This window comes from Arthrobacter sp. E1SS-5 (assembly GCF_057073715.1).
The window spans coordinates 1,958,830-1,973,251 of sequence record NZ_CP172703.1; the positions used below are offsets into that span (position 1 = coordinate 1,958,830).

14 protein-coding genes are annotated in these 14,422 nt (G+C 64.9%); 9 read left to right on the top strand and 5 right to left on the bottom strand.

What is annotated here, in order from left to right:
* The first annotated feature begins 1,087 nt into the window (after positions 1-1,087).
* The 6 genes from ACIGJD_RS09065 (at position 1,088) to ACIGJD_RS09090 (ending at position 6,115) form a co-directional block, all read left to right on the top strand.
* The gene (locus tag ACIGJD_RS09065; RefSeq protein WP_483689221.1) at positions 1,088-1,294 is read left to right on the top strand and encodes a ribbon-helix-helix protein, CopG family; all 207 of its coding nucleotides are present in this window, start codon (positions 1,088-1,090) and stop codon (positions 1,292-1,294) included.
* Positions 1,291-1,659, top strand: a complete 369-nt coding sequence (locus ACIGJD_RS09070; protein WP_483689222.1) for a type II toxin-antitoxin system death-on-curing family toxin — start codon at positions 1,291-1,293, stop codon at positions 1,657-1,659. The genes ACIGJD_RS09065 and ACIGJD_RS09070 overlap by 4 nt, the downstream gene beginning before the upstream one ends.
* A gap of 542 nt (positions 1,660-2,201) precedes the next feature.
* Entirely contained in the window at positions 2,202-2,981 is a 780-nt protein-coding gene (locus tag ACIGJD_RS09075; protein WP_483689223.1) for an IclR family transcriptional regulator, read from the top strand.
* 242 nt (positions 2,982-3,223) lie between these two features.
* Positions 3,224-4,489 carry a cytochrome P450 gene (locus tag ACIGJD_RS09080; RefSeq protein WP_483689224.1) on the top strand — a complete coding sequence of 422 codons (1,266 nt, stop codon included), beginning with the start codon at positions 3,224-3,226 and terminating at the stop codon, positions 4,487-4,489.
* On the top strand, positions 4,482-5,759 hold the full coding sequence (locus tag ACIGJD_RS09085; RefSeq protein ID WP_483689225.1) for an NAD(P)/FAD-dependent oxidoreductase: 1,278 nt from the start codon (positions 4,482-4,484) through the stop codon (positions 5,757-5,759). Before ACIGJD_RS09080 ends, ACIGJD_RS09085 begins: the two co-directional genes overlap by 8 nt.
* 32 nt (positions 5,760-5,791) lie before the next feature.
* Positions 5,792-6,115, top strand: a complete 324-nt coding sequence (locus ACIGJD_RS09090) for a 2Fe-2S iron-sulfur cluster-binding protein (RefSeq protein ID WP_483689226.1) — start codon at positions 5,792-5,794, stop codon at positions 6,113-6,115.
* Positions 6,116-6,182: 67 nt separating this feature from the next.
* Here ACIGJD_RS09090 and ACIGJD_RS09095 read toward each other — a convergent pair whose 3' ends face one another.
* The 5 genes from ACIGJD_RS09095 to ACIGJD_RS09115 form a co-directional block, all read right to left on the bottom strand.
* Entirely contained in the window at positions 6,183-7,571 is a 1,389-nt protein-coding gene (locus ACIGJD_RS09095) for an MFS transporter (protein WP_483689227.1), read from the bottom strand.
* A gap of 11 nt (positions 7,572-7,582) precedes the next feature.
* Positions 7,583-7,912 carry a Dabb family protein gene (locus ACIGJD_RS09100; protein WP_483689228.1) on the bottom strand — a complete coding sequence of 110 codons (330 nt, stop codon included), beginning with the start codon at positions 7,910-7,912 and terminating at the stop codon, positions 7,583-7,585.
* A 1-nt stretch (position 7,913) separates the two neighbouring features.
* The gene (gene chcC1, locus ACIGJD_RS09105; protein ID WP_483689229.1) at positions 7,914-9,596 is read right to left on the bottom strand and encodes a 4-oxocyclohexanecarboxylate 2-dehydrogenase; all 1,683 of its coding nucleotides are present in this window, start codon (positions 9,594-9,596) and stop codon (positions 7,914-7,916) included.
* A gap of 68 nt (positions 9,597-9,664) precedes the next feature.
* The gene (locus ACIGJD_RS09110; RefSeq protein ID WP_483689230.1) at positions 9,665-10,426 is read right to left on the bottom strand and encodes an SDR family NAD(P)-dependent oxidoreductase; all 762 of its coding nucleotides are present in this window, start codon (positions 10,424-10,426) and stop codon (positions 9,665-9,667) included.
* Positions 10,427-10,532: 106 nt separating this feature from the next.
* A complete protein-coding gene (locus ACIGJD_RS09115; protein ID WP_286403641.1) occupies positions 10,533-11,318 on the bottom strand; it encodes an IclR family transcriptional regulator in 786 nt (261 codons plus the stop codon).
* Between the two features lie 128 nt (positions 11,319-11,446).
* On the opposite strand from ACIGJD_RS09115, the gene chcC2 reads away from it, so the two are divergent.
* The 3 genes from chcC2 to ACIGJD_RS09130 are packed head-to-tail and all read left to right on the top strand — an operon-like array spanning position 11,447 to position 13,924.
* The gene (gene chcC2, locus ACIGJD_RS09120) at positions 11,447-13,171 is read left to right on the top strand and encodes a 4-oxocyclohex-2-ene-1-carboxylate 5-dehydrogenase (RefSeq protein ID WP_483689231.1); all 1,725 of its coding nucleotides are present in this window, start codon (positions 11,447-11,449) and stop codon (positions 13,169-13,171) included.
* Complete coding sequence (locus tag ACIGJD_RS09125; protein ID WP_483689232.1) at positions 13,164-13,691, top strand: SDR family NAD(P)-dependent oxidoreductase; 528 nt, start codon at positions 13,164-13,166, stop codon at positions 13,689-13,691. The genes chcC2 and ACIGJD_RS09125 overlap by 8 nt, the downstream gene beginning before the upstream one ends.
* Positions 13,595-13,924 carry an SDR family NAD(P)-dependent oxidoreductase gene (locus tag ACIGJD_RS09130; RefSeq protein ID WP_483689233.1) on the top strand — a complete coding sequence of 110 codons (330 nt, stop codon included), beginning with the start codon at positions 13,595-13,597 and terminating at the stop codon, positions 13,922-13,924. Before ACIGJD_RS09125 ends, ACIGJD_RS09130 begins: the two co-directional genes overlap by 97 nt.
* Positions 13,925-14,422: the final 498 nt, after the last annotated feature.

Below are 14,422 nucleotides of genomic sequence, written 5' to 3' on the forward strand. Positions count from 1 at the left end.
TCTTCGACGTTGATTTCGCGGTCAGACCGAAGAGCGCTTTAGTAGCGGACAGCCGATCACCTGCCGGATGGCAGTGGTCGGCTGTCCTGCTCTAAGGAGCGGCGGATGGGCTCCCGAAGTGCTTATTCTTCAAGACTCACGTCTACGAGGGAGGCCGGGGCTTCCCCACCCGTGGCAGCAGCTGTTGGGGCAGCGATGCCCGAATAGGTCGGGGGCAAGTTAGGGAGGCGTTGTCCGCCACGGGATGCTCCAGAAGTTTTCTTCGTTGAACTGGACTTTGGCCACATAGTTTGTGGCTCTATCGTGGTATTGGTGAGGTAACTCGCGTTACCTCGAGCGCGTGATCTAAGTTACCCGCGTTACTCCGTGAGTGTCAATAGGTCGCTGTGCGCTGCGTGCGGCCTGGCTTGAACGGGCTGCCACCCCTCTCCATATCGGGTGCGGTCATCCGGAGCCAGCGCACTTTGAGCGCGGTCAGGGAGAATTGAGTAATAAGCTGGTGCACCGGCGCCGGCGCACTGGCCTACCGAGCTTCCAAGGCCTGCACCAGATGCCGCTCGACCACCACCGTGGCGACCAGGTCCGTCATCTGGTCCAGGCCAGTGGCGTAAACCCGGAAGCGGTAGAGCGTCGGCTTCTCCATCGTGCCGAGCTCAAGGAACTCCGCTTCGCCCGGACCATGGCGGCGCGCTGTTCCTTGCGACAGAGAGATCGAGATCCTTCCACATGTCCTCCTAGGCGGAGGCTGGGTCCTCGTGGGAGGGCTCGGCTGGCCCAGCCGGACCACCGACCAGGACTTCAAATTCCACGTCCATCGGACCGGCGACAATGCCGGCGTCCACGAGGATGTGCAGAAACGCGATGTCTTCGCCGTTGTGACTTCCGCTAGCAAGGCGGCGGTCGAGCGGCCGGGCAATGAAAAGACTTCTGGAGTACGCCGAGGAAGGCGTCATCGTCCTTGTGGCGGGTCGATCCGCTGGGCCGCCACTGATCGACGTCCTGAATACACCGTGGCCCTACTGCGCGGCCGGGGTATCCATGTCCGGTCCATCAGTCGTCAGGGGTACCGTTTTGGTACCATAAAGGCATGGCAATGAATCTTCGTGTCCCTGAAGACCTCGATCGGCGGCTGGAGAAGTTGGCTGCCGAGGAACATACGTCCAAGTCTGCGCTTCTGTTGCAGGGGGCAGAGTTGGTTCTGCAGCGCCATGCGCGCCGACGTGAAATCAGCGAGGGGCTTGATTTTGTCACGAGTCATGACGCTGATCTGCTGAAGCGCCTTGAAGAAGCGTGACAGCGTACCTGGACATTGAGGATGCACTTCAGGTAGTTGATCGGTACGGCTTCCATATCCGCGACGTCGGATTGCTGGCCTCGGCATTGGCCAGGCCGGCTACCACTGTCATGGGCGCGGAAGCCTATCCGGAACTCGCGGTGAAGGCCGCAGCCTTGTTGGAGTCGGTCGCCCGGTTCAATCCACTCGTTGATGGCAACAAACGGACGGCATGGACGCTCATGGTGCTGCTGCTGTGGATCAACGGTTACCGGCATGGCTTCACTACGGATGAAGGCTTCGATCTTGTCGTCGGAGTCGCCGCGGGCACTATTGACTTGCTGGACTCTGCCGGCGAGATTTCCAGGCATCTGGTGCCCCGGTAGTCCTCCTGCGCCCCCAAAGCGGGCGTGGACAATGTCCACACTTTTCTTCTCGTACTGGGCCAAACAGCCTTCGGACTGCCCCGGATTCCGCATGTTTTCGGGGGCTCCCTCAGTGCCCAAGGCCCGGAATGTAGTTCGAGTCCCACCTCGGGCACAGTGTTTCCGCAGGTCAGGGCGAATTGTGCTTCGACGTGTGTATAGAGCCTGTGGCTGGTTTTTGGGGTTCCTCGTTCCGGTTTTGTTGGATGGGGCCGTTGGCGGCCTACACCTATTCATGTGCCGGGGGAGTGGCAACGACATGACCGTCACCGAGTGCTCATAAGTCGGACCGGGAAGCGGTTCATCTAAGGCCGCTCCGGGGGCCGGCCCCTTGACGAAGCCAACAATCAGGCGTAGACGTTTTCGCTGCTACCCGTGATTGGCAGCACCGGTTTGCAGTCCCCATTATTGGTAGGGCCACGCGGTCTACGTATAGTTGAAGGCCCGCGGCCAGTTTGCCAAGGCTGGCAGGGTCCCAATCTGTCCGTGGAAAGGGCAATGGCGTGGCCAATTCTCGCAGTGGAGATTCGGTGATCGGCCGGGTGGTCCGTGTCCTCGAGGCATTTGACCGCGACCGGCAGACCATGACGATGTCGCGCCTTGCCGCCCGCACCAGCCTGCCCCGATCCACGGCGCATCGGCTCGTTGAGGGACTCATTGGCTACGGCCTGATCCGCCGCTCCGATTCCGGTGAACTGCAGATCGGGTTGCGCATGTGGGAAATTGCCACTCGGTCCCAATCGGCGATGGATGTCCGCGAAGCCGCACTGCCGTTTATGGACGATGTTCTCTCCGTGGTCCGCCAGCACACCACACTGGCAGTTCTGGACCAAGGGTCAGCCCTCTACGTCGAGCGCATGTCAGCACGGGATTCCATTCTGGACGCTGCGCGGATCACGGACCGTCTGCCGCTGAATGCCTGTTCACCCGGCCTTGTGATGCTGGCCCATTCCTCGCCCGCCTTCCAGGAGAGCTTCCTCGCCGGGCGGCTGACAAAGCTTACCGACGAAACGCCAACAGATCCCGGACTCATCCGGCGGCATCTTGCCGAGGTTAGGCAGCAGGGATTCGTTGCCTTGCCGGGAATCGGGGTCTCCGAATGGCTGGGCATCGCCGTTCCTGTCTTCGGACCCGAACGCTCCGTTGTGGCGGCGCTCAGCGCCATCGTGCCGCGGGATGAGGGCGACGTTCAGGTCATCGTTCCTGCTCTCATGACGGCGGCCCGCGGAATTTCCCGGACGCTCGCTCCGGTTCGCCGGCCTTCGTTGGGCAGCGACGGCTGAGAGCGTGGCCAAAAAAATTCGAAACAGTGCGTCCGTTGAATGGACGCCGTCGACCTTTCCCGCGCGGTGCGCCTCACAGTGGAAACGAGACGTGGGCCGGCGGACTGCCGGACGGTTGCCCTGACGGTTGCCCTGTTCGCGGTGCACTGACAGGCGCCAGACCGGTCCCGCCTCACCTGTATCCCGGCCCCGATCACCGCTGCCCGGCCAGCGGTGACGAAGCCCCACATGAGAGGACCACGATGCTCGCAGCAACGACGCTCGACACGCACCTTCCACGCAGCGAGGAAGGCAGCCTGCCCTACTCCCACGAACTGCAGTGGCCCAGCGGCCTGGAGCCGTTCAAGGTTGTTGACGACGGCTCCCAGGAGGACCCCTATGCCCACTACACGTGGATGCGCCAGAACGCGCCCGTGCTCCGGTGCTGGTCACCGGTCTCAGATGTCTACTTCATTTCCCGCTACGAGGATGTCCGCAAAGCCTTCCGGGCCCCGAAGATTTTCTCTTCGGAAGTGGTCTCGCCGCCGCCGATGACCTTCCTGACGCTTTTCGATGCGCCGAACCATAACCGTCTGCGCAAGGTTGTGGCCACCGCTTTCACACCCAAGGCCATCAAACTGTTTGAGGACCGAATACGGGAAACGGCCAACGCGCTGCTCGACGATCTCCTCGCCAAGGGCCGCGGCGAAGTGGTGGAGGAGTACGCCATCCAGCTCAGCATGGCCACCATCTCCGCCTTGCTGGACGTCCCCGCCCAGGACTACGAGAAGATGAAGTTCTGGTCCGATGAGACGTTCTCCTCCTTCGGACGGCTCGCCCGGAACGCCCCGGGCACGGGAACCGACAAGGAAAGCGCCCACGACTTCTGGGCCTACCTGAAAGACACCCTGGAGCGCCTCTACGCGGAGGAAAGCCCATCCATGGGCGGGCACATCGCCCGCATGTGGAAGGACGAAGGCATCCTCACAGAACAGGAAGCCAAGGAACTGTGTTCGTTCGTCTTCATCGCCGGACACGACACCACCACCATCCTGCTGGCCAATGCCTTCCGCATCTTTGCCGAACAGCCCGGCCTGCTCACCCGCATCCGCGAGACCCCTGCCGACGCCACACAGTTCGCCGAGGAACTGGCCCGGCACAGCGGCGCCGTCCACCGCGCCAGCCGCATCACCACCGAAGCCGTGGAAGTGGCCGGAGTGGCCATCCCCGCCGGCAGCATCGTTCGCCTGCTCAACGCATCCGCCAGCCGGGACCTCTTCGACGACGGCGACACCTTCGACATGGACCACGACAACAGCAAATCCCTGGGCTTCGGCCACGGCGTGCACAGTTGCCTGGGCCAGCCCCTGGCCCACCTCGAAACCACCATTACCGCCGACGTGCTGGCCCAGCGCCTGGCCTCGGTCACGCTGGACCCAGCCCACCCGATCGAGTGGGTTCGCGGCAACAACCTCACCAACGCGGGCCCCCACCGCATGCACGTCTTCCTGGAGGAACACAATGACTGAGAAAACCACAGACCCTATGGTTATTGTCGGCAGCGGACACGCCGGCGTTGCCGTGGCAGTAGGCCTGCGGACCGGCGGCTGGGACGGCCGGATCGTCCTCATCGATGCCCAACACGGAATGCCCTACGAGCGGCCCCCGCTGTCCAAGGAACTGCTTACGCCCGGTGCCGGAGACAAAACAGCCCTCCTCCGCAAGGAGGACTATTACCAGGCCAGGGGGATAGAGCGCATCACGGGGCATACCGTCGAATCGATCGACCCCGCCGCCCGGGCAGTGATCCTGGCAGATGGCAGCCGGCTCCCGTTCCACGGGCTGGTGCTCGCCACCGGCTCACGTGCCCGCGAGCTTCCCGTGCCAGGTGCGCAGCTTGATGGGGTGCTTGCCCTCCGGACCTACCAGGACGGGCTGGCCATCCAGCGCGCGCTGGTTCCCGGCGCGAACGTGGTGATCATCGGTGCCGGTTTCATCGGCATGGAAGTGGCCGCGGCCGCCGTCAAGAACGGCTGCTCCGTCACGGTGCTGGAGTTCCAGGACCGCGTGATGAAGCGGGTGACCTCCGCACCCGTGTCCGCCTTCTTCGAGGGCCTCCACCGGGACCGGGGCGTCAACCTGAAATTCGGCGCCGCCGTGACCGAACTGCACGGCGAGAGCCGTGTGGAACGCGTCGTGACGTCAGACGGGCGGCACTTCGAGGCCGATGTGGTGGTGGCCGGCATCGGTGTGCTGCCCAACCAGGAGCTCGCTGAAGCCGCGGGGGTGGCCTGCCGGGACGGCGTCCTGGTGGACGAACACTGCCGGACCAACATCCCGGGCATCTACGCCGCCGGGGACGTCACCCGGTTCACCAGCCCGTTTAGCGGCGCCAGCCAACGGCTGGAATCCATCCAGAACGCCAACGCCCAGGCGGAGGCCCTGGTCAGCGACATCCTCGGCAGCCAGCCCCGGACCGCGGAGGTCCCGTGGTTCTGGACCGTCCAGCACGGTGTCCGGCTGCAAACCGCCGGCGTGATGCACCCGGACGACGAAGTCATAGTCCGCGGGGATCCCGCCACCGGGAAATTCTCCGTGGTGTACCTCCGCGAGGGCCGGCTGGCCGCCGTGGACACCGTGGGCGGACTGGCCGATTTCCGCCCGGCCAAGAAGCTCATCCCCGCCGGCCGGCCGCTGGACCCCGCCCTGGTGGCGGACCCGGCCGTGAAACTCGAGGACAGCGCCACCGGCGACGATCCGCGCTCCGCCACCCGCGAGCCCGCCGCAGTACCTGCCTGACACCCCCCCAACTTCCCAGAAAAGAGCACCTGATGAGCACCAACACCCTGACCGTAGTGGACCGCGAAGGCCAGCAGCACGCCGTGCAGTGGGAGCCGAAGCAAAGCCTGATGGAGGCCCTGCGGGACAACGACCTCCCCGTGCTGGCGTCCTGCGGCGGCACAGCCTCCTGCGCCACATGCCACGTCTTCCTGGACGGCGACATCGTCACCAGCCTGGGTGAACGGAGCGAGGACGAGGCCGAGCTGCTGGTGGACGCCGAAGGGTTCAGGGAGGACTGCTCACGGTTGTCCTGCCAGGTCGCGTTTGAGGACCGGCTGGACGGGATGACCGTCACCCTGGCCCCAGAGGAATAGGCCCACATGACAAGTGCCCCCGTCGCCACGAAGGCGACGGGGGCACAGTGCTGTGCGGTGTGGGTGCCTAGCGGACAGGGCTGTCCAGTCCCGCCTCCACCTTGGCGGCGGCATGCTGTCCCCGGCGCAAGGCAGTGCCCTCGAGATACGGTGCGCCCAGGCTTTCAATGGGCGTTCGGTACGTCTCGCGTGAGTAAAAGACACAGACGCCGGCAATGAGCATGCAGACCGTCGCAAAAACAGTCACGGGCATCCAGCCCGTCAAGCCCGGCATCAGCAGCATGCTGGCGATCATAGGAGCGAACCCGGCCAGCACCAGGCCCAGCTGGTTGCCCAGCGCCATGCCCGTGTAGCGCACGGGAGTGGCGAACTGCTCGGCCACATAGGCCGGCCAGACAGCGTTGTACGCCGAGTACAGCACTGTCATGTTCAGGAACGCGGCCAGGAACACCAGCACGATGTTGCCCGAGGACAACGCCAGGAAGTACACAAAAATCGTTGCGGAACATCCGATCGCGGCGGCCAGCAGCAGCGGACGGCGTCCGATCCGGTCCGCGAGCGTCGCAGCCAATGGCATCACCAGCATGGACAGCCCGATCGCGACGGCGTTGACCGTCAGGATGGAGGACCGGTCGAAGCCCGCCGTGGAAGTGGCGTAGGCCAGCCCGAAGACCGTAAACACCGTCTGCATGACCACCATGATGGACATGCCCGCCACGCGCAGCACGTCCGGTGCCTGGAACTTCAGGACCTCCTTGACGGGCATGGGTGCGACCTGTTCCTGCTCCTGCGCTTCCTCGAAGACGGGGGTCTCGTCGAGGTGCGTCCGCACCCAGTAGGCCACGGCGAGGACCACGATGGAGAGCCAGAACGGGACGCGCCAGCCCCAGCTCATCATGGCGTCCTGCGGCAGGGCACTCACCGGAATGAACACCAGGGTGGCCAGGACCATGCCGGAGGCGTAGCCCATCATCACGAAGCTGGTGAAGAAGGCACGTTTTCCGTCCGGGGAGTGCTCCAGCGTGAGGGTGGAGGCGCCCGCGGACTCAGCCCCGGCGGAGAAACCCTGGGCCAGGCGTCCTGCTACCAACAGGATGGGGGCCCAGACCCCCACCTGATCGTAGGTTGGCAGGCAGCCTATGCCCAGCGAGGCCAGGCCCATAATGCCCAGGGTGAGCAGCAGGATCCTCTTGCGGCCCAGCTTGTCGCCGAAATGGCCCATGACCAGCCCGCCCACCGGCCGTGCCACGTACGCGACGCCGAAGGTGGCCAGTGCGCCGATCAGGCCGACGGCGGGGTCGTCGGACGGGAAGAACAGGTGCGGGAACACCAGGGCGGCCGCGGTTCCGTAGATGAAGAAGTCGTAATACTCCAGCGTGCTGCCCAGGAAGGATGCCAGGGCCGCCTTCCGCGGCGTCTTCGGCGGGGCGGTACGTGTGTCGGGTGATATGTGCATGGTGAATCTCCTTAAGACAACGGTGTCTTGGCGGAAGCCGGCTGGGGATCCTCGAGGTGGAAGTCCACCGAGAGGATGTGCAGGCTGTTGGGGAACGAGTACGCCTTCAGCGGCTCGTGGAGAGGGTGCGTGTTGTACACGGCGATGTCCTCGACGGTTTCGAAGTCCGCCACGATGGCGTAATCGAAGGACCGCTCGGTACTGAGCACATCCGGACCGTGTGCCAGATTGAGCATGCCCGGGATGTTGCCGCGCAGCCGGTTGAGTCCGGCGATCCAGGTCTGCTTGTCCTCCGGTGGGAAGTCCGGCTTGAACTTGAACAGGACAGTGTGGCGGATCATCTCAGGCACCTACCAGTTCCGCTGCGTGGTTGCCGCCAGCCAATGAGCCCGGGACGTACTCGGGATCCTGGCCCGCGATGGTCCGCCCGGCGAGGTAACCCATAGTCATGATGGGCCCCAGGGTGGCGCCTGCGCCGGGGTAACCGGCCGCGTAGGCGCTTTCGGTGGTGTTGCCGGCGGCGAACAGGCCCTCGATGGGGCGGTTATCGACGTCGAGCACGCGGGCCAGCCCGTCGGTGGCGATGCCGCCGTTGGTACCGAACGCGCCGTTGACCACCTCCATGGCGTAGAACGGTCCGGTCTGCAGCGGAGCCAGGGACGGGTTGGGGTAGGCGTTGTCCGCGTCTCCCCAGTATTTGTCGTAGGCGCTCTCGCCGCGGCCGAAGTCCGGATCCTCGCCCCGGGCGGCGAAGCCGTTGAACCGGGCCACAGTCTCCACGAGGTTCCGGACGGGAACGTTGATCTTCATGGCGAGCTCTTCCACTGTGGCCGCCTCGGTCAGGTAGGCCGGCGTGGGCTGGCCGGCGCGGTGGGCCAGGATGCCGTAGCGCTCCATGTAGGCGTGGTCCACGATCACATGGGCGGGGGTGTTGAGGGTCTGGTTCGCGGCGGAGTCCCACGACTGCAGGCACCGGGCCAGGTCGTTGTAGTTCTGGGATTCGTTGGCGAAGCGGCGGCCGTGCCGGTTCACCATGATGGATCCCGGGCCCTGGCGTTCGAACCGGAGGAGGGTGCCGATCGGCTGCCCGTCCCGGGTATCGCCGGTCACCGACATGGGTGCCCACCAGGCCTCGCGGGTGCCGCGGGTCTGCCCGCCGATACGCTGGGACATCCGCAGGCCGTCACCGGTGTTGGAAGGCGGCGAGCACATGGTGTACAGCCGTGAGGCCAGCATCGAATCGGCCAGGGCCTTGTCCCATTCGAAGCCTCCGGTGGCCAGCACCACGCCGTCGTTGGCCCGGATGATCTCGCCGGTTTCGAGCTCCACGCCGGTCACCCGGCCGCCGTCGGTCACCAGCCGGTGCCCGCGGGCGCCCGTGGCCAGGGCCGCACCGCTCCGGACCAGGCTGGCCAGCAGCATAGACACCAGCGCCTGGCCCTTCGCCACAAAACCGTCTTTCTGGCGCTGGTCCAGCTCCACCCAGGGGAACTTGGTGAAGGCGCCCCAGGCCTCGTACTCCTGCATGGTGAACGGAGCGCGGCCGTCCGTGCGGACATGTGCGGTGAGGGAACCCAGGGCATCCCCGCTGTTGAAGAGCTCTGGTTCGATGGTGCGTCCGCCGTCGAGCGCGCCGGGCAGATCCTGTCGGTAATCCGGAAAGTTGTCCAGGAATATGAAGCGCACGCCGCACTCGTCCTCTACGAACTGCAGCATCTGGTCCCCGTAGTTCAACGCCGCATCCAGCAGTTCCCCGCGGCCGCGGCCCCGTGCCACCGCACGCACATACCGGGCCGCTGCGGCTTTCGAGTCGGCGATGCCTGCCTCGCGGGCGTGGTGGTTGTCCGCCACCCACAGCATGCCGCCGGACACGGCGGAGGTGCCGCCCAGCAGGTCGCTCTTCTCAAGAACGATGACAGATTTGCCGGCCCGGGCTGCGGTGGCCCCCGCGGTGAGGGCGCCGGCGCCGGAACCCACGACGACGACGTCGTACGTTTCCGCTGCGGTTCCACTGACGAATTTCATGGTGATGCCTTTCGAGAGATGTTCAGTACCGCTGCGCGTTTGGAGGCGGTGCGGCAAGGGTGGGCGGCTCAGACCGCGGTGTAACCGCCGTCGATCACCAGTTCCGAACCGGTGGTAAAGCGGGATTCGTCAGAGGCCAGGTACAGGACGCCGTAGGCGATTTCCTCCGGTTCCCCCTGCCGGGGCAGCGGGTTGGAGCCGAGCAGTTGCTTGTAGTACGCCTCCGGACCAACCGTGGACTGTTCCGCGGAGCGCCGGCTCATCCGCGTGTTCATGGAGCCGGGGTGGATGGAGTTGACCCTGATGCCGTGGGCTCCGTAGGCGGCGGCATCGGACTTGCTGAGCAGCCGGACGGCACCTTTTGTGGCGTGGTAAAGGGGCACACTGCTGCCTCCGGTGAGTCCGTGGATGGAGGAGAAGTTGATGATGCTGCCGGCGCCCTTCTCGATCATGCCGGGGACCACATGCTTGGTCATCAGCCAGACGCCCTTGACGTTGACGTTGAAGATGGTGTCGAAGTCCGTACCGGAGGCGGTGTGGGACGGACCGGCGGGCCCGATGATGCCGGCCGCATTGACCAGGATGTCCGGTGCGCCGATTTCTTCGGTGACGCGGCGGATCGCCTCGGCAACGCTGTCCTCACTGGTGACGTCAACGTCGTACTCCCGGACGTTTTCATGGGCGGCAACGGCCGGTGCCCCTGCCATGTCCAGGCTGGCAACCCGGGCGCCGTGTTCCGCAAACAGCGCTGCCGTGGCGCTGCCAAGGTCCCCCCGGCCGCCGGTGATGACCGCCGTCTTGCCGGCGACCCGTCCGTGCGTGATGTTCATGTTCCGCTCCTCGTCAATCCGCAGCCTCGTCGCTGCGCCTTAGCTACCGTGGCAGGAGTGCTGTGAGCGGAACCACAGGATTACCGATGAACGGTAATCAGTCGCTTCATTGGCTTCGGCGGACAGTTCCTTTGAGCTCGCCCCGCCAGCCCAGGGCGCGCGAAACCCCGCGGGCTCCGGCCATGAGCACCGGCACCCGGGCGGAGTCGTTCTCCTCGGTCCGCGGCACGATGACGCTTAGGGCTGCCACTGCCGTGTTGTCCGGTCCGAACACCGGCACGGCAATGCCAGTGGTCTCGGGAACAATCACGCCGGGCATGGCGGCGAAGCCCCGGTGCCGGATATCGGCCAGGTGGCGCCGCAGCACCATCGGCTCCGTGAGGGTGGTGTCGGTGTATTTGTACAGCGGCCTCGCGAGGATTTTGTCCTGGTAGGCGGCGGGGGAGTGGGCCAGCAGGACCAGTCCCGACGACGTGGCGTGCAGCGGGAGCCGGCCGGCGATTTTGGAAATGTCCACCACAGTTGCGTGGGTGCCGATGCGTTCGATGTAGAGGATCTCGTCCGAATCCAGGATGCCCAGGGTGGTGGCGTGCTGGACCACGGACTGGACGTCCTCCATAAACGGCAGCGCCGCCTCGCGCAGCCCCACCATTTTGGAGCCGCGGGATGCCAGTTCCCACATTTTTGTTCCGATGTGGACGGCGCCGCCCGGCTCGCGCTCCAGGAGGCGCTCGTGCAGCAGTTCGTTGACCAGCCGGTACGTGGTGGTGACCGGGAGCCCGGTCCTGCGGGCCAGTTCGGCGACGGTCATGGTCTGGTGGCGGTCATCGAACGCGCTCACCACCCTGACGAAGCGGGCGATCATCGACTCGCCGGACGCGGAATTGGCCACTGATCCTCCTTGGGATTCCCGATCAATGGTAATGGCGGCTGTGGTGGTTCCCCATCCCCGTTCTACTGGGGGCTGGCATTCCACCCGGCTGCCGCACCGAGGCGCAGCCACTGAACGGAGCAAGAACCATGAGTAAGAGTGTTGTGTGTGATGTCCTGGTGATCGGGTCCGGTGTGGCCGGGATGGCCGCAGCGTTGAAAGCCGCATCGCAGGGACTGACCGTGATTGTTGCCGAGAAGGAGCAGTACTTCGGCGGAACCACCGCGATCTCGGCCGGCTGGGCCTGGGCTCCCGGCAACAAGCAGGGCGTGGAGCAGGGGGACAGCCGCGAGGAAGCGGAAACGTACTTGAAGAACCTCGCGCCGGACACCTTCAACGAGGTTGGCGTCCGCAGCTTCCTGGACACTGTGCCCGAGGCCCTCGACTTCTTCGAGAACGAGACCGATGTGAAGTTCACGTACCCGGAGAAATCCCCGGACTACAAGATGGACTTGCCCGGGGCCAGGCTCTCCGGCCGGGCCATCCTGCCGCAGGACGTTGACGCGCGCGTACTCGGTGACAAGCGCCTCCTGATGCAGCCGTACATGAGCTCCTACACGGTGTTCGGCTACATGCCGCAGGTGGGCCCCGATATCAACGAGTTCTTCCACGTCAACCAGTCGGTCAGGTCCTTCGTATACGTGGCCAAGAAGCTGCTCCGGACCTGGTTCGACGCCGCCCGGTACAAGCGGCCGGTGCTCCGGTCCAACGGCAATGCGCTGATGACGCGCATGGTTAAAAGTGCCGATGACCTGGGCGTCCGGCTCTGGAATTCCTCGCCGGCGCTTTCGCTGACACGGGACGACGCCGGGACCGTCACCGGGGCGGTCATAGGTGGCCAGCATGCCGCCACCGTGACCGCGAAGCTGGGGGTCATCTTGGCTGCCGGCGGATTCTCAGGCAACAAGGAACTGCGCCGGAAGTACTTCCCGCACGACGCCGACGGGGACGACCACTTCACTCCCACCGTGGGCCACGACGGCGACGCCGCCACCCTGGCGCTCAGCGCCGGCGGATATATCGACAACTCGGTGTTCAGCGTGGGCTCCTGGGCGCCTGTCACGGTCTTCAAATACCTCAACGGCAAGGAGCGGCTCTTCCCGCACCTCCGGGCCATCGGGCTGCCAGGGCTGATCGCTGTGGACCGCCACGGCAAACGATTCGGCAACGAGGCCCTCAGCTACCACGACTTCGGCGGCGCCATGATCGGGCACAACCAAGACGAGGACAAGACCTTCGGTTACGTCATCGGCGATGCCAGGACCATGCACAAGTACGGCATCGGCTATGCCAAGCCCTGGCCCATGCCCCGCGGCTACTTCTACAGGACCGGCTACCTGGTCAAAGCCGCCACGCTGGAAGAGCTCGCCGGCAAGCTTGGCATCGACGCCGATGGGCTCAAGGCCACCGTGGCTGAGTTCAACCCGGCTGCCGAACGCGGCGAGGACCCGGCATTCGGCCGAGGCTCCACCCTGTACAACAACTTCCGCGGCGACATGGACCACAAGCCCAACCCCAACCTGGCAATCGTGGGCAAGGGGCCGTACTACGCGGCCAAGATCCAGATGGGCGATCTGGGCACCTTCGCCGGCATTGGCGTCAATGGGTCCTCCGAGGTGGAAACCGAGGAAGGCGCCGCCATTCCGGGGCTGATCGCCGTCGGCTCGGCGGCGGTGAGCGTATTCGGCGGCGGGTACCCGGGCTACGGCTCCCACATCGGCCCCGCCTTGGTCTTCGGGTACCGTGCCGGCCGGGATATTGCCAAGCTCGCCGCCGCGCGCGGCCGGATTTCCGAACTGGTGGACCGTGCATAACGCTGGATCCGCGGTGGTTACCGGGGGAGGCTCCGGGATCGGCGAAGCCATAGCCCTGAAGCTGGGGGAGGCGGGCTACGCGGTGACCATCGGTGACATCGGCGAGGCGACTGCCGGTGTGGCTGCGAAGATCGCGGCCGGGGGCGGGCAGGCACAGTTTGTCCCTACGGACATGACCGACGAAGAGTCGGTCCGCGCCCTGATGGAAACGGCGGCCGCTACCTACGGAAGCCTGGACGTCCTGGTGGCCAACGCCGGCATACCCGAGGTGAAGGCCCCCGTTCACGAACTGGACCTGTCCAAGTGGCAGCGTGTCCTGGACGTCAACCTCACCGGCGTGGCGCTCTGCAACAAGTGGGCCGTGGCCACCATCCTCGAGGGTCGGCGCCGAGGCACAAAACCGCGGACGGCCTCAGTGATAACATGGCATCGATTCTGGCCCACGTGGGGCAAGCAAACAGTAATGCCTACTCCGCAGCAAAGGCAGCCGTCGTCAACTTCACCCGCTCGGCAGCGCTGACGTACGCAAAGGAAGGTATTCGGTTCAACGCCGTGTCACCTGGCTACGTGGACACGCCGTTGCTGGCCCAGTTACCGGAAGAAACACGCTCGCAGATGATTTCCAAACAACCCATCGGGCGGCTGCTTCGGCCCGAGGAGATCGCCAACGTGGTTCTCTTTCTCGCGGGCGACAGTTCGTCGGCGCTGACCGGATCCGTCATCAATGCCGACGGCGGATACACCGCCGTGTAGGGCAGCGGAAGCTTAAAGACGACGACGGCGGCGTCCGGTTGGGTGCCGCCGATCGTCTGCCCACCCCGCCATGTAAACCCATTGCTGGGACTCTGTCTGCTTCGGCAATGCATGCATGGTGCGCCGGCGAGGCAGACGAACGCCTTACACAGAAGTCTCCCGGGAGATACTCAAGAGCAACGTCAGCACGGATCGGGATGGTTCTTGAAGATGCTCGGGACTTGCTCTGTTGAAGTGTGGACATTGTTCCCAGTTTTCGTCTCGTACTGGGCCAGACATCCTTTGGACTGGTCACGATTCCGCGTGTTGTCGGGAGTTCCCAGCGGTTTCAAGAGTTGGAATGTAGTTTGAGTCCCACCTCGGGCACAGTGTTTCCCGTCGTCAGAGGCGTTTTTGCTTTGACGACTGTACAAAGCTTGATTCGCGCACTACTAGGGCCGGGGCACCGGAGAACGCCTTCCAACGATTGGAACCGGGGCCTGCCTGACCGGGGCGCGC

Bases quoted from the DNA above. Each gene is read 5' to 3' on its own strand.
- ACIGJD_RS09095 (WP_483689227.1), bottom strand. From the start codon at position 7,571: ATGCACATATCACCCGACACACGTACCGCCCCGCCGAAGACGCCGCGG.
- ACIGJD_RS09080 (WP_483689224.1), top strand. From the start codon at position 3,224: ATGCTCGCAGCAACGACGCTCGACACGCACCTTCCACGCAGCGAGGAA.
- ACIGJD_RS09110 (WP_483689230.1), bottom strand. From the start codon at position 10,426: ATGAACATCACGCACGGACGGGTCGCCGGCAAGACGGCGGTCATCACC.
- ACIGJD_RS09130 (WP_483689233.1), top strand. From the start codon at position 13,595: ATGGCATCGATTCTGGCCCACGTGGGGCAAGCAAACAGTAATGCCTAC.
- ACIGJD_RS09065 (WP_483689221.1), top strand. From the start codon at position 1,088: ATGGCAATGAATCTTCGTGTCCCTGAAGACCTCGATCGGCGGCTGGAG.
- ACIGJD_RS09085 (WP_483689225.1), top strand. From the start codon at position 4,482: ATGACTGAGAAAACCACAGACCCTATGGTTATTGTCGGCAGCGGACAC.
- chcC1 (WP_483689229.1), bottom strand. From the start codon at position 9,596: ATGAAATTCGTCAGTGGAACCGCAGCGGAAACGTACGACGTCGTCGTC.
- ACIGJD_RS09090 (WP_483689226.1), top strand. From the start codon at position 5,792: ATGAGCACCAACACCCTGACCGTAGTGGACCGCGAAGGCCAGCAGCAC.
- ACIGJD_RS09100 (WP_483689228.1), bottom strand. From the start codon at position 7,912: ATGATCCGCCACACTGTCCTGTTCAAGTTCAAGCCGGACTTCCCACCG.
- chcC2 (WP_483689231.1), top strand. From the start codon at position 11,447: ATGAGTAAGAGTGTTGTGTGTGATGTCCTGGTGATCGGGTCCGGTGTG.